At 73.4% G+C, this 18,104-nt stretch carries 20 protein-coding genes and 1 pseudogene; 5 read left to right on the forward strand and 16 right to left on the reverse strand.

What is annotated here, in order from left to right; genetic code table 11:
* Positions 1 to 54: 54 nt before the first annotated feature.
* The 6 genes from trpC to hisI all read right to left on the reverse strand — a co-directional run bounded on the left by trpC (position 55) and on the right by hisI (position 5,030).
* Positions 55 to 864 carry an indole-3-glycerol phosphate synthase TrpC gene (gene trpC / locus VIW71_RS23995; RefSeq protein WP_331624658.1) on the reverse strand — a complete coding sequence of 270 codons (810 nt, stop codon included), beginning with the start codon at positions 862 to 864 and terminating at the stop codon, positions 55 to 57.
* 171 nt (positions 865 to 1,035) lie between these two features.
* Positions 1,036 to 1,467: a DUF2752 domain-containing protein gene (locus VIW71_RS24000; protein ID WP_331624659.1), complete on the reverse strand. Its 432-nt coding sequence runs from the start codon at positions 1,465 to 1,467 to the stop codon at positions 1,036 to 1,038.
* An 81-nt stretch (positions 1,468 to 1,548) separates the two neighbouring features.
* On the reverse strand, positions 1,549 to 1,809 hold the full coding sequence (locus VIW71_RS24005) for an HGxxPAAW family protein (protein WP_331624660.1): 261 nt from the start codon (positions 1,807 to 1,809) through the stop codon (positions 1,549 to 1,551).
* Positions 1,810 to 1,917: 108 nt separating this feature from the next.
* Complete coding sequence (locus VIW71_RS24010; RefSeq protein ID WP_414720827.1) at positions 1,918 to 2,607, reverse strand: TIGR02234 family membrane protein; 690 nt, start codon at positions 2,605 to 2,607, stop codon at positions 1,918 to 1,920.
* A 421-nt stretch (positions 2,608 to 3,028) separates the two neighbouring features.
* Positions 3,029 to 4,624: an anthranilate synthase component I gene (locus VIW71_RS24015; protein ID WP_331624661.1), complete on the reverse strand. Its 1,596-nt coding sequence runs from the start codon at positions 4,622 to 4,624 to the stop codon at positions 3,029 to 3,031.
* A 34-nt stretch (positions 4,625 to 4,658) separates the two neighbouring features.
* Entirely contained in the window at positions 4,659 to 5,030 is a 372-nt protein-coding gene (gene hisI / locus VIW71_RS24020) for a phosphoribosyl-AMP cyclohydrolase (RefSeq protein ID WP_414720826.1), read from the reverse strand.
* 185 nt (positions 5,031 to 5,215) lie between these two features.
* Here hisI and VIW71_RS24025 point away from each other — a divergent pair, with 185 nt between their 5' ends.
* Entirely contained in the window at positions 5,216 to 6,136 is a 921-nt protein-coding gene (locus VIW71_RS24025) for a hypothetical protein (protein WP_331624663.1), read from the forward strand.
* Between the two features lie 76 nt (positions 6,137 to 6,212).
* The gene (locus VIW71_RS24030) at positions 6,213 to 6,845 is read left to right on the forward strand and encodes a TIGR03085 family metal-binding protein (protein WP_331624664.1); all 633 of its coding nucleotides are present in this window, start codon (positions 6,213 to 6,215) and stop codon (positions 6,843 to 6,845) included.
* 302 nt (positions 6,846 to 7,147) lie between these two features.
* Here the strand turns inward: VIW71_RS24030 and hisF are convergent, their stop codons facing one another.
* The 8 genes and pseudogenes from hisF to hisD all read right to left on the reverse strand — a co-directional run.
* On the reverse strand, positions 7,148 to 7,903 hold the full coding sequence (gene hisF / locus VIW71_RS24035) for an imidazole glycerol phosphate synthase subunit HisF (protein ID WP_331624665.1): 756 nt from the start codon (positions 7,901 to 7,903) through the stop codon (positions 7,148 to 7,150).
* The gene (locus VIW71_RS24040) at positions 7,900 to 8,346 is read right to left on the reverse strand and encodes a RidA family protein (protein WP_331624666.1); all 447 of its coding nucleotides are present in this window, start codon (positions 8,344 to 8,346) and stop codon (positions 7,900 to 7,902) included. The genes hisF and VIW71_RS24040 overlap by 4 nt, the downstream gene beginning before the upstream one ends.
* Entirely contained in the window at positions 8,343 to 9,068 is a 726-nt protein-coding gene (gene priA / locus VIW71_RS24045) for a bifunctional 1-(5-phosphoribosyl)-5-((5-phosphoribosylamino)methylideneamino)imidazole-4-carboxamide isomerase/phosphoribosylanthranilate isomerase PriA (protein ID WP_331624667.1), read from the reverse strand. The genes VIW71_RS24040 and priA overlap by 4 nt, the downstream gene beginning before the upstream one ends.
* A gap of 125 nt (positions 9,069 to 9,193) precedes the next feature.
* Complete coding sequence (gene hisH, locus VIW71_RS24050; protein ID WP_331624669.1) at positions 9,194 to 9,829, reverse strand: imidazole glycerol phosphate synthase subunit HisH; 636 nt, start codon at positions 9,827 to 9,829, stop codon at positions 9,194 to 9,196.
* A gap of 12 nt (positions 9,830 to 9,841) precedes the next feature.
* Positions 9,842 to 9,994, reverse strand: a complete 153-nt coding sequence (locus VIW71_RS24055; protein WP_331624670.1) for a hypothetical protein — start codon at positions 9,992 to 9,994, stop codon at positions 9,842 to 9,844.
* Positions 9,995 to 10,079: 85 nt separating this feature from the next.
* Positions 10,080 to 10,673 carry an imidazoleglycerol-phosphate dehydratase HisB gene (gene hisB / locus VIW71_RS24060; RefSeq protein WP_331624672.1) on the reverse strand — a complete coding sequence of 198 codons (594 nt, stop codon included), beginning with the start codon at positions 10,671 to 10,673 and terminating at the stop codon, positions 10,080 to 10,082.
* Entirely contained in the window at positions 10,670 to 11,806 is a 1,137-nt protein-coding gene (locus tag VIW71_RS24065; RefSeq protein ID WP_331624674.1) for a histidinol-phosphate transaminase, read from the reverse strand. Before VIW71_RS24065 ends, hisB begins: the two co-directional genes overlap by 4 nt.
* Positions 11,807 to 11,889: 83 nt before the next feature.
* Positions 11,890 to 13,200 (reverse strand): annotated as a pseudogene (hisD, locus tag VIW71_RS24070) (histidinol dehydrogenase); the annotation flags it as partial.
* Between the two features lie 187 nt (positions 13,201 to 13,387).
* Between hisD and VIW71_RS24075 the strand changes: the two are divergent.
* The 3 genes from VIW71_RS24075 (at position 13,388) to ybaK (ending at position 16,300) form a co-directional block, all read left to right on the forward strand.
* Positions 13,388 to 14,908, forward strand: a complete 1,521-nt coding sequence (locus VIW71_RS24075; RefSeq protein ID WP_331624700.1) for an oxidoreductase — start codon at positions 13,388 to 13,390, stop codon at positions 14,906 to 14,908.
* A 157-nt stretch (positions 14,909 to 15,065) separates the two neighbouring features.
* On the forward strand, positions 15,066 to 15,803 hold the full coding sequence (locus tag VIW71_RS24080) for an LON peptidase substrate-binding domain-containing protein (RefSeq protein ID WP_331624675.1): 738 nt from the start codon (positions 15,066 to 15,068) through the stop codon (positions 15,801 to 15,803).
* Complete coding sequence (gene ybaK / locus VIW71_RS24085) at positions 15,803 to 16,300, forward strand: Cys-tRNA(Pro) deacylase (protein WP_331624676.1); 498 nt, start codon at positions 15,803 to 15,805, stop codon at positions 16,298 to 16,300. The genes VIW71_RS24080 and ybaK overlap by 1 nt, the downstream gene beginning before the upstream one ends.
* A 335-nt stretch (positions 16,301 to 16,635) precedes the next feature.
* Here the strand turns inward: ybaK and VIW71_RS24090 are convergent, their stop codons facing one another.
* A complete protein-coding gene (locus VIW71_RS24090) occupies positions 16,636 to 17,244 on the reverse strand; it encodes an ABC transporter permease (protein ID WP_331624678.1) in 609 nt (202 codons plus the stop codon).
* Positions 17,245 to 17,278: 34 nt separating this feature from the next.
* Complete coding sequence (locus VIW71_RS24095; RefSeq protein ID WP_414720828.1) at positions 17,279 to 18,100, reverse strand: ABC transporter permease; 822 nt, start codon at positions 18,098 to 18,100, stop codon at positions 17,279 to 17,281.
* Between the last annotated feature and the right edge of the window lie 4 nt (positions 18,101 to 18,104).

The raw sequence follows: 18,104 nt of genomic DNA on the forward strand, positions 1-18,104 counted from the left end.
GCGAGGGGTTCCGCCCGGACGGGCAGCCGCACACCGCCCCGTACAGTGACGCAGTCAGTCGCGGCCGAAGCGCAGTGCGGGGTGCGCCCCCGCGGCCACCAGATCGGCGACCGCGGCGCGCGGGTCGCGACCCGTGACCAGCGACTCGCCGACGAGTACGGCGTCCGCACCGTCGTTCGCATAGGCGATCAGATCGTGCGGCCCCCGGACCCCGGACTCCGCGATCTTGACTATGTGATCGGGGATCTCCGGGGCGACGCGGGTGAACGTCGAGCGGTCCACCTCGAGCGTCTTGAGGTTCCGCGCGTTCACACCGATGACGCGGGCCCCCGCGTCGACCGCCCGCGCGACCTCTTCCTCGTCGTGCACCTCGACCAGCGCGGTGAGCCCGATGGACTCGGCCCGCTCGATCAGGGAGACCAGTGCGCCCTGGTCGAGGGCGGCCACGATCAGCAGCGCGATGTCGGCGCCGTACGCACGCGCCTCCCACAACTGGTAGGAGGTGACGATGAAGTCCTTGCGGAGCACCGGGATGTCGACCTTGGCGCGGACCGCTTCGAGGTCGGCCAGCGAACCGCCGAACCTGCGCTGCTCGGTGAGGACGCTGATCGCCGCCGCGCCGCCCGCCTCGTAGTCGGCGGCGAGCCCCGCCGGGTCGGCGATCGCGGCGAGCGCGCCCTTGGACGGGCTGGACCGCTTGACCTCGCAGATGACCTTGACGCTGTCGCCGCGCAGGGCCGCGACGCCGTCCGTCGCGTCCCGCGCCCGGGTGGCCCGTTCCTTGAGGTCGTCCAGGGAAACACGGGCCTGCCGCTCGGCGAGGTCAGCCCGGACTCCGTCGATGATCTCGTCGAGCACACTCACGCGAGAACTTCCCTTCCGGCCGACCCCAGTATCGAAATGATCAAGCCAGCGATGAGGATCACCGGCACTGTCGATGGTATCCGGCGCCGGGCGGACTCCCCGCATCCGGTGAGCCACACCCTCACCACCTGGACAAACGTCCGCCGAAGGCCCTTCGGCCGCCCGCCGGGCTCACGGCGCCAGGGCCGCGCCGAAGGGCAGGTTCCGGACAACGGTGAAGGCGACCAGCAGGGCGCCGAGCGCCCACGCCTGCCAGGGCCGCAGCGTCGGCGCGAACGCCCGCCCGCGCACCGCCCGGCCGAACCACACCGCCCACAGGACCGCGAAGAGCCCGTACCCGGCGACGGCCACCGCGTTGCACCCGACCGCCGTCCCGAAATGCCCGTGCGCCACCGCGTACGCGCTGCGCAGCCCCCCGCACCCGGGGCAGTACACCCCGGTGTAGTGCAGCAACGGGCAGACGGGATAGTGCCCGGGGGCGTTGGGGTCGACGTCGGCCACGTAGGCGAAGGCCGCGGCGGCCGCGCCGAGTACGGCGAGCGGTACGGCGCCACGGCGCAGGCCCGCGGCTCGTACGGTCGCCGGCTCGCGGGAGAGGGTCACGCCGTCGATTGTGCCCCGGGACGTACAAAGGCGCAGCGGGCCGGGGCCGGCCGCTGCGCCTCGCTGGGGGGCGAAAAGCAGTCAGGCGTTGACGCGGACCGGGGACTGCTCCAGTTCGGCCCGCTCCGCCGCCTCGAGCACGGGCGGCTCCTCCTTCCGGCCCAGGCCCATCATCTTCATCCCGCCGCCGACGACGGCGCCGAGAAGGGTCAGGGCGATGCCCGCCCAGAAACCGACCGGCTGCGCGGCGATGATGAAAGCACCGGAGACGCAGAAGCCGATGAAGGAGATGGTCACGCCGGTCCAGGCGGCAAGGGTGTGTCCGTGGTCATGGCCCGCCATGAAAGCTCCCTGTGAGTCTCGGTCGGGGACGTGTCTCGTCGCCCACTTCGTCCTCCCCATTGTTGCGCGTCCGTGCGGCGGGCCGTGCGCCGGGGCGCGCCCGCGAGGTCAGCGCGGGGTGCGGGTCGGGTCCTCGCCGCGGTCGAGCGCCTTCCACAGGTCCTCGGCCCGGTCCGGATCGACCGGCGCGGGGGCGGCGGCGCGGCCGCGTACGGAGGTACGGGCGCCGGGCCGGTCGTACCGGCCGGACATGGCCGGCCACCCGGGTCCGTAGCGCAGCGCGAGCAGGCCCGCGATCAGCAGCAGCAGCCCCCCGGCCACGGCGACCAGCGGCCAGGAGGTGGTGCCGAAGCGCGCGGCGGTGGCGTGGCTGAGCCCGGTGGCGCGCGCGGCGGCGGAGTCGAGGGCGGCGTGGTCGCCGTGGCGGGCCAGCGCGGTGATCACCACGCCGAGCCCGCTGAGGGTGAGCAGCGTCGAGACGGCGTACCGCCCGGCCCGCCGTACCGCGAAGACGGCGACGAGTGCGGCCAGCCCGACCAGGGCGAGCGCGCCGGGCAGCGCGGTGGTGTCGGTCCCGGTCGCGTGCACCGGCAGCCGGCCCGCCCCGACGGCCGCGGTCCCCCGCGTCCACGTCTTGCCCGCGGCCACCAGGACGAGCGCCGCACCGAGCGCCCCGGCCGGCAGCGCGGCGGCCAGCGCGCGACGGGCACTCTGCCAGGTGCCGGCGGCGGGGTCGGGCACGGCGTCCGGAGCGTCCGCGGGCGCGGTGTCCCGAGTGTCCGCGGGCACGGCGTCCACGTCGTCCGCGGGCACGACAGGAACGGGCACACCAGCCACGTCATCCGCGGGCACGACAGAAGCGGGCACGGCGTCCACCTCGCCCGTTTTGGGCACGACAGCAATGGGCGCCCCGGCCACGCCATCCGCGGGCACCGCGGAAACGGGCACGCCAACCACCCCACCCGCGGGCACGGCGGAGTCGGGCGCCACATCCGGAGCGTCCGCAGGCACCGCGGAAGCGGGCGCGGCAGAAGCGGGCGCGGCAGAAGCGGGCGCGGAGATCCCGACCGCGGAAGCGCCGGCGCCGGGCGAGGAGTGGCCCGGCGCGGTCACTTCACCCGACGCCGTGGCGGCGCCGGTCACGGTCGCAGCCCCGGACGCCGTCCGGCCTCGGTGTCCCTGGGGCTCGGGCGCAGCCGATGTCGCGTTCACCCCTCCACTATCCCCGGTCCGCTTCGAGCCGACCGCGGCGGGGTCCCGCGAGGCCCGGCTGCCCCGCGGCCGTGATCCGGTTCGCAGTCGCCACCGCGCGCAGCACCGCGGCCGCCTTGTTGCGGCACTCCATGTCCTCCGCGACCGGGTCGGAGTCGGCGACGACACCCGCGCCCGCCTGGACGTACGCGGTGCCGTCGCGCAGCAGCGCGGTGCGGATCGCGATCGCGGTGTCGGAGTCCCCGGCGAAGTCCAGATAGCCGACGCAGCCGCCGTACAGGCCGCGCCGGAAGGGCTCCAGCTCCTCGATGATCTGCATGGCGCGCGGCTTGGGCGCGCCGGACAGCGTGCCCGCCGGGAAGCAGGCGGTCAGTACGTCGAAGGCGGTACGGCCCTCGGCGACCCGGCCGGTGACGGTCGAGACGATGTGCATCACGTGCGAGTACCGCTCGACGGACATGAAGTCGACCACTTCCACACTGCCGGGCAGGCAGACCCGGCCCAGGTCGTTGCGGCCGAGGTCGACCAGCATCAGGTGCTCGGCGCGCTCCTTGGGGTCGGCGAGGAGTTCCTCGGCGAGCGCCATGTCGGCCTGCGGGGTGGCGCCGCGCGGCCGGGTGCCCGCGATCGGGTGCACCATGGCGTGGCCGTCCTCGACCTTGACCAGTGCCTCGGGGCTGGAGCCGACCACGTCGAAGCCCGATCCGCCGCCGTCGCCGTCGCCGGGGAAGCGCAGCAGATACATGTACGGGCTCGGGTTCGTGGCCCGCAGCACGCGGTAGACGTCCAGCGCGCTCGCCTCGCACGGCGTCTCGAACCGCTGTGACGGCACGACTTGGAAGGCCTCGCCCGCGCGGATGCGCTCCTTGATGTCCTCCACCGCCGTCATGAACTCCTCGCCGCCCCAGCGCGCGGTGTAGGCGGGCAGCTCGGACGGCGGCAGCGCGACCGGCGCGGTGGGCACGGGCTTGGCGAGGTCGGCCTCCATCGTGTCGAGCCGGGCGATCGCGTCGGCGTACGCCTCGTCGATGCCGGTGTCCCGGTCGTTGTGGTTGATCGCGTTGGCGATCAGCAGCACGGTGCCGTCCCAGTGGTCGAGGACGGCGAGGTCCGAGCTGAGCAGCATGGTCAGTTCGGGCAGCCGCAGGGTGTCCTCGCCGTGCTCGCCGATCCGCTCCAGCCGGCGTACGACGTCGTAGCCGAGGTAGCCGATCATGCCGCCGGTGAACGGCGGCATCCCGGATGCCAGGTCGCGCGGGGTGTGCAGCGCCGTCAGCGTGGCCCGCAGCGCCTCCAGCGGGTCGCCGTCCACCGGGACACCGACCGGCGGTGTTCCCAGCCAGTGCGCCTGCCCGTCGCGTACGGTCAGCGTGGCGGCGGACCGCACCCCGACGAAGGAGTAGCGGGACCATGACCTCCCTCCACCACCGCCTACGGTGTGGGAGGTGCCCCCGTCCGCCGACTCCAGCAGGAACGTCCCGACCCGCTCGCCCGCGAGTTTGCGGTAGAGGCCGACGGGCGTGTCGCCGTCCGCGAGGAAGCGGCGGCTGACCGGGATGACTCGGCGGTCGACCGCGAGTTTGCGGAAGGTTTCGAGGTCCATGGGCGCGACCCTACTGGCCTGCGGACGTGCCGGACTACTGGCCCGGTGCGGTCAGCAGGACGTCGGCATCGAAGCAGGTCCGGTCCCCGGTGTGGCAGGCGGCGCCCACCTGGTCCACCCGGACCAGTACGGTGTCGCCGTCGCAGTCCAGCGCGACCGACTTGACGTGCTGGACGTGGCCCGACGTGTCGCCCTTGACCCAGTACTCGCGGCGGCTGCGGCTCCAGTACGTGCAGCGGCCGGTGGTGAGGGTGCGGTGCAGGGCCTCGGCGTCCATCCAGCCGAGCATCAGCACCTCACCGGTGTCGTACTGCTGGGCGATGGCGGGCACCAGGCCGTCCGGGTTGCGTTTGAGCCGGGCGGCGACGGCGGGGTCGAGCGAGGTGGTGGCGGGCATGGCTCCCATTGTGCCGCCGGTCCTCCCGGGTCGTGCGCCCGGTGTCCCCGCAGCGTGCGCCCCGTCTTCCCGCAGCGTGCGCCCACGGTCCTCCCCCGCCAGAAAAGCCTCATGAACCGGCAAAAAGGGCATGCGGGTTGTCTGTCATCCGGTAGTGGGTCGCTGATGTCACCCGTATGGGGCATCCTGCCTGCATGGGTTTTCCACCACCGCCGCCAAACGGTCCACCGCCGCCCCCTGACCAGGGCGGCGGTTTCGGTCCGCCCCAGGGCTTCGGCCCTCCGCCGCCCCCGCCGCCGAGCGGCGGCGTTCCCGGCTACGGGTATCCGCAGCAGGGCGGCGAGCCGTACGGCTACCCGCAGCAGGGCGGCAACGACCCGTACGGGTACCCGCAAGGCGGCGGTTACGGCCCGCCCGGCCAGCCCGGGCCGCCGCTCCCGCCCGGCTACGGCTACCCGCAGCAGGGCGGCGCCTACCCGCCGCCCCCGCCGCCCCCGAACAACGGCAAGCGCAACGCCTGGATAGCGATCGGCGCGGTCGTGGTGATCGGCGCGATCATCGGCGGCGTGGCGCTGGCGGTCGGCAGCGACAGCAAGAAGGACGACACGGCCAAGCCCACCGGCAACCCGTCGATCACCCTGCCGAGCGACCTGCCCAGTAGTCTCCCGACGCCCACCTTCACGCTGCCGACCGAGACTCCGAGCCTGGACCTGCCGACGGACCTGCCCAGCTACACCCCGAGCGCCACACCGACCGAGAAGGTCGTGCCGTACGTGGTGCTGGCCCCGGGCAAGTGCTTCGACGCGCCGACCCTGTCGCCCACCGTGGACGAGGTGACGACCCGCTCGTGCAGCTCCGCGCACGACGCGCAGGTGGTCGCCAACGAGACGCTGTCCGGCAGCTTCTCCAGCGACACCGAGATCCAGAACAAGGCGCTGGAGCTGTGCACGGCGGACGCCCGGAAGCACCTGCCGGCCGACGGCCGTACGTACTACCCGTACGCGCTCTTCCCCAAGCTCGTCACGTACCAGCTCCAGAGCCGCAAGACGGTCACCTGCTCGCTGACCCGTAACAACGGCACCAACGGCAAGAAGCTCTACAGCCCGCTCGGCTGAGCCGGTCGGCTGAGCCGCTGTTCCTGCCGCGCGGCGAGGAGCGGACGTACACCCGCCGGAGGACTAATCTGGCGTCATGTCGACACATGCACAGCGTGAACGTCTGCTCCTCGCCGACCTCCTGGAGCGGTCGGGGCCCGACGCCCCGACGCTGTGCGCCGGCTGGACCACCCGTGACCTCGCCGCCCATGTGGTGGTACGCGAACGCCGTGGGGACGCCGCCGCCGGAGCCTTCATCCCGCTGCTCGCGGACCGCCTCGACCGGGTCCGCCGGGAGTACGCGGGCAAGCCGTACGAGGAGCTGGTGCAGCTCATCAGGACCGGGCCGCCGCGGCTGTCCCCGTTCGGCGTCAAACAGTTGGACGAGGCGGCCAACACCGTCGAGTTCTTCGTCCACGCCGAGGACGTCCGCCGCGCCGCCCCCGACTGGACGCCGCGGCCGATCGACCCGGTCTTCGCCGACGCGCTGTGGACCCGCCTGGAACGCATCGCCCGCGCCCTGGGCCGCCGCTCCCCGGTCGGCCTGGTCCTGCGCCGCCCAGACGGCCAGACCGTGGTGGCCCACAAGGGCTCCCCGGTCGTGACGGTGACCGGAGAACCCTCCGAGCTGACCCTCTTCGCCTTCGGCCGCCAGGCCGCGGCGAAGGTGACGACCGAGGGTGACGCGGACGCGGTGGCGAAGGCGTACGCGGCGAAGCTCGGCGTCTGACCCGTCACCCACCGCCGATCACCGGGCTCGACGGCTCCGGGAGTTCACCGCTCCGGGAGTTCGGCGGCTCGGGGAGTTCGGCGGCAGGCACCGCCGGGGCGAGCACGCCGGCCACACCGCCGGCCGTTGCCCAGCACCCCGCTGACCCCCAGGTCCGCGTCGCGCCCGGGGCGGCGACAGCCGCACCGAACAGCGGGCGTGGGCCCCGCCACCTCGGCGGCGAGACCTCTTTCCTGTACGGGCGCGGTGGGCGTGCCCCCGAGCCGGCGGGATCTCGGTCGGGGAGGAACGGCCGTGCGGGGTCAGCGGACGGTGTGGCCGGCTGCGCGGAGGGCCGACTTGACCTCACCTATGCGGAGGTCACCGAAGTGGAAAACGGATGCCGCCAGGACCGCGTCGGCGCCGGCCGCCACCGCCGGCGGGAAGTCGTCCAGCCTGCCCGCGCCGCCGGAGGCGATCACCGGGACCGCGACGTGCTTGCGGACGGCGGCGATCATCTCGGTGTCGTAGCCGTCCTTCGTACCGTCCGCGTCCATCGAGTTCAGCAGGATCTCGCCGGCGCCCAGCTCCGCGGCGCGGTGCGCCCATTCGACCGCGTCGATGCCGGTGCCGCGCCGGCCGCCGTGCGTGGTGACCTCGAACGACCCCGTGGGAGTGCGGCGCGCGTCCACCGACAGCACCAGCACCTGCCGCCCGAAGCGCTCGGCGATCTCCTGGATCAGCTCGGGCCGGGCGATGGCCGCGGTGTTGACACCCACCTTGTCGGCGCCGGCCCGCAGCAGCCGGTCCACGTCGTCCGCGCTGCGCACCCCGCCGCCCACGGTGAGCGGGATGAAGACCTGCTCGGCGGTGCGGCGCACCACGTCGTAGGTGGTCGCGCGGTCGCCGGAGGAGGCGGTGATGTCCAGGAAGGTCAGCTCGTCGGCGCCCTCCGCGTCGTACAGCTTGGCCATCTCCACCGGGTCGCCCGCGTCCCGCAGGTTCTGGAAGTTGACTCCCTTGACGACGCGGCCGGCGTCCACGTCGAGACAGGGGATGACTCGGACCGCGAGGCTCATGCGGACTCTCCTTGCAACGGCAACGGCTCTTGGGAGGCTTCTCGGGAAGCGTCCCGGTACGCTTCCAGCTCCACCTCGACCAGTACCCGGGAGTCGGTGAAGCCGGCCACCACGACCATGGTGGCAGCGGGCCGCACCGCCCCGAACAGCTCCCGGTGGGCGCGGCCGACGTCGTCCACGTCCCGTACGTGGCTGAGGTACATCCGGGTCCTGATGACACTCTCCACGCCGAGTCCGAAAGGCTCCAGCGCGGCGAGCGCGTTACGGAAGGCGAGCAGCGTCTGGTCGTACGGACTGCCCTCGCCGCGCACCAGGCCGCCGATCAGCGGCATCGTGCCGGAGACCAGGACCCGGTCCCCCGCGGCGACGGCACGCGCGAAGCCGATCGTCTCCTCCCAGGGACTTTCGGACTGCGTACGCCGCACAGCGGGGGTCTCGGTCATCGTGACACTGCCTCCAGGGCCTCTTGAAGCGTGAACGCCTTCGCGTAGAGCGCCTTTCCGACGATCGCGCCTTCCACACCCCGTGGCACGAGGCCGGCGACGGCCCGCAGGTCGTCCAGGCTGGACACGCCGCCCGAGGCGACGACCGGCTTGTCGGTGGCCGCGCACACGTTGGCCAGCAGTTCCAGGTTGGGCCCCTGGAGAGTGCCGTCCTTGGCGATGTCGGTGACGACGTACCGCGCGCAGCCCTCGGAGTCCAGCCGGGCCAGCGTCTCGTACAGGTCGCCGCCGTCCCGGGTCCAGCCGCGCCCGCGCAGCGTGGTGCCGCGGACGTCCAGGCCGACCGCGATCCTGTCGCCGTACTCGGCGATCACCTTGGCGACCCACTCCGGGGACTCCAGCGCGGCGGTGCCCAGGTTGACCCGGGTGCAGCCGGTGGCGAGCGCCGCGGCGAGCGTGTCGTCGTCGCGGATGCCGCCGGACAGCTCGACCTTGATCTCCATGGTGCGGGCCACCTCGGCGATGAGCTCGCGGTTGTCGCCGGTGCCGAAGGCCGCGTCGAGGTCCACCAGGTGCAGCCACTCCGCACCGGCCTGCTGCCAGGCCAGCGCGGCGGCGAGCGGTTCGCCGTACGACGTCTCGGAGCCGGACTCGCCGTGGACGAGGCGTACGGCCTGGCCGTCCCGGACATCGACGGCGGGGAGGAGTTCGAGCTTGGTCATCGGGTCGCGGTCCTAGGGGAGTCGGTCGGCGGGATCTGAGTGAGGCGGGGCCGCCTGAGTGAGGCGGGGTCTGAATGCTGCGGAGTCCGGGTGAGCGGAACCGTACGGGACGGGCGGTGGAAGGGCTACAGCGTGTCCAGCCAGTTGGCCAGCAGCCGCGCCCCGGCGTCACCGGACTTCTCGGGATGGAACTGCGTGGCCCACAGCGCGCCGTTCTCCACCGCGGCGACGAACGGCTCGCCGTGCGTGGTCCAGGCGACCTTGGGCGCACGGATACGGTCGTTGTGCGCCTGAAGGTCCCAGGCGCGGACGGCGTAGGAGTGCACGAAGTAGAAGCGGGCGTCGTCGTCCAGGCCGGCGAACTGCCGCGAGTCCTGGGGCGCGTCGACGGTGTTCCAGCCCATGTGCGGGACGACCGGGGCGTTCAGCGGCTCGACCACGCCGGGCCACTCGTCCAGGCCCTCGGTCTCCACACCGTGCTCGATGCCCCGGGCGAAGAGGATCTGCATGCCGACGCAGATCCCCAGCACCGGCCGCCCGCCGGCCAGCCGCCGGCCGACGATCCAGTCGCCGCGGACGTCCTTCAACCCGGTCATGCAGGCGGCGAACGCGCCGACGCCGGGAACGAGCAGCCCGTCGGCGTTCATCGCCTTTTCGTAGTCGGCGGTGATCTCGACCTCGGCGCCGGCCCGGGCGAGCGCGCGCTCCGCGGACCGCACGTTGCCGAACCCGTAGTCCAGCACCACCACGCTCTTCGTCATGCCCACCACCCCCTAGAGCCGGAGCAGTCCGGCCGCGAGCGACATCACGGAGCCGATCGCCATCACCGCGATGACGCTCTTGGACTGCTTCTGCTTCCAGAAGGAGTAGACCCCGCCGGCCAGGAACAGGCCGATCAGGATGAAGAGGCTCGCGTACGTGTTCACAGCACCTTCCGGTTCACTTCTCCGCCCACGCGGCAAAACCCCGCGCCGAACTGCCTGTGCGGGCCGCCGGCCACGCGTGCGTCGCTCACAGTGCGCCCTTCGTCGACGGCAGGATGCCGGCGGCCCGCGGATCGCGCTCGCTGGCGTAGCGCAGAGCGCGGGCCAGCGCCTTGAACTGGCACTCCACGATGTGGTGGGCGTTACGCCCGTACGGGACGTGGACATGGAGGGCGATCTGCGCCTGCGCGACGAAGGACTCCAGGATGTGCCGGGTCATCGTCGTGTCGTAGCTGCCGATCATCGGCGCCATGTTCTCCGGCTCGGTGTGCACCAGGTAGGGGCGGCCGGACAGGTCGACGGTCACCTGGGCGAGGGATTCGTCCAGCGGGACCGTGCAGTTGCCGAAGCGGTAGATGCCGACCTTGTCGCCGAGCGCCTGCCGGAAGGCGGCGCCGAGCGCGAGCGCGGTGTCCTCGATCGTGTGGTGCGAGTCGATGTGCAGATCGCCCTCGGTCTTCACGCTGAGGTCGAACAGGCCGTGCCGGCCGAGCTGGTCGAGCATGTGGTCGTAGAAGCCGACACCGGTACCGACGGACACCTGCCCGGTACCGTCGAGGTCGATCTCCACGACGACGGACGTCTCCTTGGTGGTGCGCTCCACGCGGCCCACGCGGGTCATGCGGACTCCTCCGTACGGTGTTCCTTGAAAACTGTGCGGGCCGCGTCCAGGAACGCGTCGTTCTCCGCCGGGGTGCCGGCCGTGACCCGGAGCCAGCCGGGGACGCCGTTGTCCCGTACCAGAACGCCGTGGTCGAGGATGGCCTGCCAGGCCGCGTGGCTGTCGGCGAACCGCCCGAACTGCACGAAGTTGGCGTCGGACGCGGTGACCTGGAAGCCGATCGCCAGCAGTTCGGCGACCAGCCGGTCCCGTTCCCGCTTGAGCTGCTCGACATAGCCGAGCAGCGTGTCGGTGTGCTCCAGCGCGGCCAGCGCGGTCGCCTGGGTGATCGACGAGAGGTGGTAGGGCAGTCGGACGAGCTGTACGGCGTCCACGACCGCCGGGTCGGCGGCCAGGTAGCCGAGCCTGAGCCCGGCCGCGCCGAACGCCTTGGACATGGTACGGGTCACCACGAGGTGCGGGCGGCCCTCGATCAGCGGCAGCAGCGACGGGCGGTGCGAGAACTCGCCGTACGCCTCGTCCACCACCACCAGGGACGGCTTCGCGGCCTGCGCGGCGTCGTACAGCGCGCGTACGGTCTCGGCGGCGACGGCCGTGCCGGTCGGATTGTTGGGCGAGCAGATGAACACCACCTCGGGCCGGCGACGTGCGATCTCGCGGGTCGCCGCGGCCATGTCGATGGTGAAGTCCTCGCTGCGCGGCCCGGAGATCCAGCCGGTGCCGGTACCGCGGGAGATCAGCGCGTGCATCGAGTACGAGGGCTCGAATCCGAGCGCGCTGCGGCCGGGGCCGCCGAAGGTCTGGAGCAACTGCTGGATGACCTCGTTGGAGCCGTTGGCGGCCCACACCTGGTCCAGGCCCACCCGGTGGCCGGCGGTCCGGGTCAGGTACGCGGCCAGGCCGGTGCGCAGCTCCACCGCGTCCCGGTCGGGGTAGCGGTTGAGCCCGCGGGCGGCCTCGGCGACGCGCTCGGCGATCCGGGCGACCAGCGGCTCGGGCAGCGGGTACGGGTTCTCGTTGGTGTTCAGGCGCACCGGGACGTCGAGCTGCGGGGCACCGTAGGGGGACTGGCCGCGCAGTTCGTCGCGAATGGGGAGTTCACCCCATTCGGGAACAGAGGGGTTACGGGTCACCGGGGCCGCCCTTCAGCGTTGTGCTTGAGCGGTTCGGCTCCGCCACTGTCCTTGACCGGTTCGGCTCCGCCACTGTCCTTGACCGGTTCGGCTCCGCCGAAACGAACAGTGACCGCCGCCCCGTGAGCCGGCAGGTCCTCCGCTTCGGCCAGCGCCACCACGTGGTGGGCGACCTCGGCGAGGGCGTCGCGCGTGTAGTCCACCACGTGGATGCCGCGCAGGAAGGACTGGACGGACAGGCCCGAGGAGTGGCAGGCGCAGCCGCCGGTGGGCAGCACGTGGTTGGAACCCGCGCAGTAGTCGCCGAGGGAGACCGGGGCGTGCGGGCCGACGAAAACGGCGCCCGCGTTCCGTACCCGGGCGGCGACGGCGGCGGCGTCCTCGGTCTGGATCTCCAGGTGCTCGGCGGCGTACGCGTCCACCACCGCGAGGGCCTGGTCGAGGGTGTCGACCAGCACGGTCGCGGACTGGCGGCCGGACAGCGCGGTGGCGATCCGGTCGCGGTGCCTGGTCGCGGCGACCTGGACGTCCAGTTCCTTGTCCACCGCGTCGGCCAGCCCGGGCGAGGTGGTGACCAGCACCGCGGCGGCCAGCGGGTCGTGCTCGGCCTGGCTGATCAGGTCGGCGGCGACGTGCGCGGGCTCGGCGGAAGCGTCGGCGAGGACGGCGATCTCGGTGGGCCCGGCCTCGGCGTCGATGCCGATCCGGCCCTTGAGCAGGCGCTTGGCGGCGGCCACGTAGATGTTGCCGGGGCCGGTGACCAGGTTCACCGGGCGGCACTCGTCGGTGCCGTAGGCGAACATGGCGATCGCCTGGGCGCCGCCGGCCGCGTACACCTCGTCCACGCCGAGCAGCGCGCAGGCCGCGAGGATGGTCGGGTGCGGGAGGCCGCCGAACGCGCGCTGCGGCGGCGAGGCGACCGCGACGGCGTCCACCCCGGCCTCCTGCGCGGGCACCACGTTCATCACCACGGACGACGGATAGACGGCGAGGCCGCCGGGCACGTACAGCCCGACCCGCTGGACCGGCACCCACCGCTCGGTGACGGTGCCGCCGGGCACGACCTGGGTGGTGACATCGGTACGCCGCTGCTCGCGGTGCACGATCCTGGCCCGGCGGACGGACTCCTCCAGGGCCGCCCGCACACCCGCGTCGAGGCCGGCCAGGGCCTGCTCCAGGGCCTCGGCCGAGACCCGCAGCCGCTCCGGACGCACCCCGTCGAACCGCTCCCCGTACTCGATGACCGCCGCCGTGCCGCGATGGCGTACGTCCTCGCAGATCGGCCGCACTGTGTCCAGCGCCGCCTCCACGTCGAACTCGGCTCGGGGCAGCAGGTCGCGGTCGATCCCGCCCTCCGGGAAGGCGGGGCCGCGCAGGTCGATTCGGGAGATCACGGTGCCAAGTGTAGAGACCCGGGTATGCGGGGCGTTCCGCAGTTCCACTCCGTGATACGGGGTGGCGGCCGATCGGCCGGGATGACGCGCTAGCGTGTGGCCGCGCTACCACGGGGAGGGCGAGACGATCGTGGCCGAGGAGCAGGGCGGGACGCCGCCGCAGGACTGGACGCCGACCGAGCAGCGGATGTGGCGGGCCTTCCGGTCCGGCCGTACCTGCGATCTGCGCACCGGGCGGGCCGAGGAGGACGATCCCCTGGGCGGGGCCGAGTGGGGCGCGGAGCGCACGGTACGCGCCCAGGCCGTCGCCGAACTGCTGCTGGACGGTCCGCCGGCCGCGCCCGGCCGGGTGGCGGCGCTGAAACTGACGGGGGTACGGATCAGCGGCCGGCTGACGCTGGCGGGCGGCACCGTCACCCCGTACCTCCAACTGGACGGCTGCCGCTTCGACGAGCAGGTCCTGCTCCAGGAGTGCCAGGCGGGCAGCATGCGGCTGGTCCGCTGCCTGATACCCCGGCTGGAGGCGGCCCGGCTCCAGGTCACCGGCGATCTGCATCTGCCGCAGTGCGTGGTCGGCGCGGGTATCCGGCTCACCGACGCGCAGATCGGCACCGACCTGCTGCTCAACCAGCTCACCGTACGGCGGGACCGGCACAGCCGGGCGATCACCGCCGACGGGCTGACCGTGGGCCAGGACGTGGACGCCGAACTGATGCGGGTCACCGGCGAGTTCAGCCTGCGCAGCGCCCGGATCGGCGGCCGGCTCAGCCTGCGCGGCAGCACCCTGCGCAACCCGTACGGGCGCTATGCGCTGAACGCCGCCCGGGTCACCGTGGAGCACACCCTCTACCTGAGCGCGGGGTGGAACGCGATGGAGGGCTCCCCCGGCGACACCCGGCCGCCGGCCGGCGTGGAGACCCGGGACTTCGTCTGCGAGGGCGGGCTGCGACTGGACGACGGGCGGTTCGGCAACGCGGTGATCATCAGCCGGGCGCGGTTCCGGCTCGGCGAGGACCAGCAGGTGTCGCTGCGGCGCGTCCAGACCCCGGAACTGCGGTTCGCCCCGGGCGCGCCGCCCACCGGGGTCGTCTCGCTGGCCGGCGCCCGGGTCGGCAAGCTCACCGACTCCCCCGTCAGCTGGCCCGCCCCCGGCCGGCTCTCGCTGCGCGGTTTCTCCTACGAGGGCCTGACCCCGCTGGCGGACTTCCCGCTGCGGTCCCGGATCGCCTGGCTGCACGCGGCCACCCCGGAGTACAGCCCGGAACCGTACGAACGGCTGGCCACCGCACTGCGCGAGGCGGGCGAGGACGCCGAGGCCCGCGAAGTGCTGCTCGCCAAGCAGCGCCGCCGCCGCGAGACGCTGCCGGTCGCGGGCCGCGTCTGGGGCTGGCTCCAGGACGTCACCGTCGGGTACGGCTACCGTCCCGGCCGGGCGGCGGTCTGGATGGCGTTCCTGTGGGCTCTCGGCGCGCTGTGGTTCGCGGTCCACCCGGCCCCGCCCCCGGCCGGCAGCGACTACCTCCCGCACTGGAGCCCCGCGCTCTACGCCCTGGACCTGCTGCTGCCCGTGATCAACCTCGGCCAGGACAACGCGTGGCGGGAGACCGGGCTCTCGCAGTGGGTGGCGTCCACGCTGACCCTGGTGGGGTGGATGCTCGCGACGACGGCCGCGGCGGGGGCGTCGCGGTTACTGAGGCGGGGGTCGTAGCGGGCGGGGGTCACAGCGGACGGGGGCCACGGCGGACAGGGCCCGCGGGCGCGGGGTCGCAGGAGGCGGGGTGTCACGGAAGCGGGGGCCGTCGCGGGCGGCGGGGTCGTACCAGGCCGGGAGCCGCGGCGGACAGCGGGTGCCGAAGGGGGCTGTCATGCCCGTACCCTGGCTCACTGTGACCGATCGCCTTCCGCTCTTCCCGCTCAGCTCGGCGCTCTTCCCCGGCCTGGTACTGCCGCTGAACGTGTTCGAGGAGCGGTACCGCGCCCTCGTCCGTGATCTGCTCGCGCTGCCCGAGGCCGCACCCCGCCGGTTCGGGGTGGTCGCCATAAAGAACGGCCGGGAGATCTCGCCCACCGGGCAGGAGGGCCGCGCCACCGGGCCCGCCGCGGGGCTGGGCGACGACCCGCTGGCCGCGCTCCACGGTTTCGGGTGCGTCGCGGACGCGGCGGGCATCGCCGAACGGGCCGCGGGCGGCTACGAACTGGTCGCCACCGGCATCACCCGCTTCAAACTGATCACCGTGGACGCCACCGGCGACTACCTGACCGCTGAGGTGGAGGAGATCCCGGACGCCACGGGCCAGGGAGCGGAGCCGCTGGCCGCCGAGGTGAAGCGGGTCTTCGGCAGGTACCAGAAGCGGCTGGCCGGCACCCGCGAGCGCAGCCTGTCGGTCCAGGAGTTGCCGGACGACCCCACCGTCCTGTCCTACCTGGTCGCGGCGGCGATGGTCGCCGAGACCTCCGCGAAGCAGCGACTGCTGGAAGCCCCGGACTCCGCGGCGCGCCTCGCCGCGGAGCTCCGCCTGCTGCGGCGCGAGACCGCGGTCATCGAGAAGCTGCCGTCCCTCCCGGCGGTGGACCTCACCCAGCAGCCGATCAGCGCGAACTGATGGCGAAGAGGTCCCGCACGAGCGGGGGTACGCCTGCCACCGTCGCCCTGGAGAAGGCCGGCGTGCCCTTCACGGTCCACGCATACGCGCACGACCCGTCCTCCGGGCTGTCCTACGGCCAGGAGGCCGCGTCCGCGCTGGGCGTGGCGCCCGACCGCGTCTTCAAGACCCTCGTCGCCGAGGTGGACGGCTCCCTGACGGTGGCCGTCGTCCCCGTCTCGGCGACCCTCGACCTCAAGTCACTGGCCGTCGCGGCCGGCGGCAAACGCGCGGCCATGGCCGACCCCGCCGCGGCCGAACGCACAACCGGCTACGTCCGCGGCGGCATCTCCCCCCTCGGCCAGCGCAAACTCCTCCCCACCGTCATCGACGCCTCCGCCCTCACCCACGAAACGGTCTTCGTCTCCGCCGGCAAACGCGGTCTGGAGGTCGAACTCACCCCCGGCGCCCTGACCCACCTCACCTCGGCGACAGCCGCACCGAACGCACGCGCCTAGACCGCCGTCCGCCCGCAGAACGGGGCTCGCGGTGTCCGGTGCGTGCGATCGGTGCGGCTGAGGGCCGTCCTCGTAGTGGGCGTAGTGGGCGTAGTGGGCCTGCACCCGCGGCCCGCGGACACTGCGACCGACCGACCGCCGCACAACGGCGGACCCGACCGCACGGGCGCCCGCGACGGCTGTCAGCCGCACCGTTCCCAGCCGCCGCAGGCGGGCCCGCACCGCCGTACGGTCCGCGGACGCCCGACGGCGCCGCACCCGTACCGGAGGACCCGCCCGACGAGCAGCAAGGGCTGGGGTCCCCACCGAAAGCAGGGGGGGCGGGGGGAAACCCCCTACCAGCGCGGAACCGCGGGCTCACTGTCACGAGGCCCGAACGCGGACGTCAGAACGAGATGCGTCACCGTCGCCGCCGCCGGCCACGCCACCAGCGCACTCATCGCCCGCAGCTTCAGCGGCCCGTCGAACACCACCCCCGGCCCCACCGCCTTCGCGTGCGCCGCGATGTCCGTGGAGGGCCCGAGCCAGACGCCGATCCGCCAGCCGATCAGGGCGGCCAGCGCACCGCCGGCCGCGAGGCCGAGCACGACGCCCACGCCGCCGTGGCGGTACCGCCAGAAGACGACGGCCGCGCTCACCGCGCCCAGCACCACCGAGATGAGGACGAACGTGCCGTCGCTGCCGATCGCCTGCTCCCCCTCGGTGTCCTTGAGGTAGACGTTCTTGCCGTCCGACACCATGGGGATGCGCGGTGAGAGCCACAGCCAGACCAGCCCGAGCACGACGCCGCCCACCCCGACGAGCAGGGCGATCAGCAGCCCGCGGAGCGCTTCCGCGCCGAGGGACATGTGTTCACCGCCGGGCTCGGTGGGGCCGTTCTCCCCCGCGCCGGGATACGACGGAAAGTGCGGCGGCTGCCCGTGGGGCGTCGAAGGCGCGGTCACCCGTCCATCGTGCCAGGTCGAGCGGGCCACCGCCTCACCGGCAGGCAGCCCTGCGGTAGGCCCGGGTCGCGACGGCCAGCGAGACCACACCGACGGCCGCGCAAACCGACAGGTCAGCGCCGACGGCCGCCCAGTCCGTGGCGCCGGAACCGCCGAACGTACGGGCGAAAGCCTCCACGCCGTAGGTCGACGGCAGCGCGTCCCTCGCCCACGCGATCGGCGCGGGCATGTGCGAGGCCGGCAGCACGCCGAGCAGCAGCGCCGCGGACATCCCCAACTGCCCGAAGAGCGTGGCGATCTCCGGGCGGGGCGCGAGCAGCCCGAGCGCCGCGCCGAGCCCGGACAGGGCCGCACCGGCCAGCGGGATCACCACGGCCAGCACCCACAGGTTGGTCAGGGTGAGATGGAACAGCACACACCCGGTGATCGCGGTGACCAGCGTGCCGGGCACGGTGAAGGAGGCGTACGCGCCGGCCGCGCCGAGGACGACCGCCGCGGGCGGCACCGGCAGCGTGGCGTAGTGGTCGAGCCCGCCGGAGGCCCGTAGCTGGCCGAAATACTGGGCGAGCAGGTTGAGCGCGACGAACGCCACGACGAGCACGCTGGACCCGGCGACCACGGCCCGCGCCGCCTCGCCGTCCCCGGCGTGGACGACGCCGCGCATCATCACCATGATCCCGATGGACTGGAACGTCGCGACGAACAGCAGCGGAATCCGGGCCACCCTGGCCCGCGACAACTGCGCCCGGTACACCGCTCCGAACGCCGGCCACAGCCTCGCCCGGGGCGCGAGGGCGTGCGGCGCCCCGGACAGCGCGGCGGGCTCGACGGCGAGCCGCCCGGACCGCCCGGGCACCGCG

The sequence above is a fragment of the Streptomyces sp. genome, assembly GCF_036524955.1.
Taxonomy (GTDB): domain Bacteria; phylum Actinomycetota; class Actinomycetes; order Streptomycetales; family Streptomycetaceae; genus Actinacidiphila.

What these genes read in the sequence shown, in the direction of transcription:
- VIW71_RS24005 (WP_331624660.1), bottom strand. Translation starts at nt 1,809, where the DNA reads ATGGCGGGCCATGACCACGGACACACCCTTGCCGCCTGGACCGGCGTG.
- VIW71_RS24015 (WP_331624661.1), bottom strand. Translation starts at nt 4,624, where the DNA reads ATGGACCTCGAAACCTTCCGCAAACTCGCGGTCGACCGCCGAGTCATC.
- hisI (WP_414720826.1), bottom strand. Translation starts at nt 5,030, where the DNA reads ATGGGAGCCATGCCCGCCACCACCTCGCTCGACCCCGCCGTCGCCGCC.
- VIW71_RS24025 (WP_331624663.1), top strand. Translation starts at nt 5,216, where the DNA reads ATGGGTTTTCCACCACCGCCGCCAAACGGTCCACCGCCGCCCCCTGAC.
- VIW71_RS24030 (WP_331624664.1), top strand. Translation starts at nt 6,213, where the DNA reads ATGTCGACACATGCACAGCGTGAACGTCTGCTCCTCGCCGACCTCCTG.
- hisF (WP_331624665.1), bottom strand. Translation starts at nt 7,903, where the DNA reads ATGAGCCTCGCGGTCCGAGTCATCCCCTGTCTCGACGTGGACGCCGGC.
- VIW71_RS24040 (WP_331624666.1), bottom strand. Translation starts at nt 8,346, where the DNA reads ATGACCGAGACCCCCGCTGTGCGGCGTACGCAGTCCGAAAGTCCCTGG.
- priA (WP_331624667.1), bottom strand. Translation starts at nt 9,068, where the DNA reads ATGACCAAGCTCGAACTCCTCCCCGCCGTCGATGTCCGGGACGGCCAG.
- hisH (WP_331624669.1), bottom strand. Translation starts at nt 9,829, where the DNA reads ATGACGAAGAGCGTGGTGGTGCTGGACTACGGGTTCGGCAACGTGCGG.
- hisB (WP_331624672.1), bottom strand. Translation starts at nt 10,673, where the DNA reads ATGACCCGCGTGGGCCGCGTGGAGCGCACCACCAAGGAGACGTCCGTC.
- VIW71_RS24075 (WP_331624700.1), top strand. Translation starts at nt 13,388, where the DNA reads ATGTGGCGGGCCTTCCGGTCCGGCCGTACCTGCGATCTGCGCACCGGG.
- VIW71_RS24080 (WP_331624675.1), top strand. Translation starts at nt 15,066, where the DNA reads ATGCCCGTACCCTGGCTCACTGTGACCGATCGCCTTCCGCTCTTCCCG.
- ybaK (WP_331624676.1), top strand. Translation starts at nt 15,803, where the DNA reads ATGGCGAAGAGGTCCCGCACGAGCGGGGGTACGCCTGCCACCGTCGCC.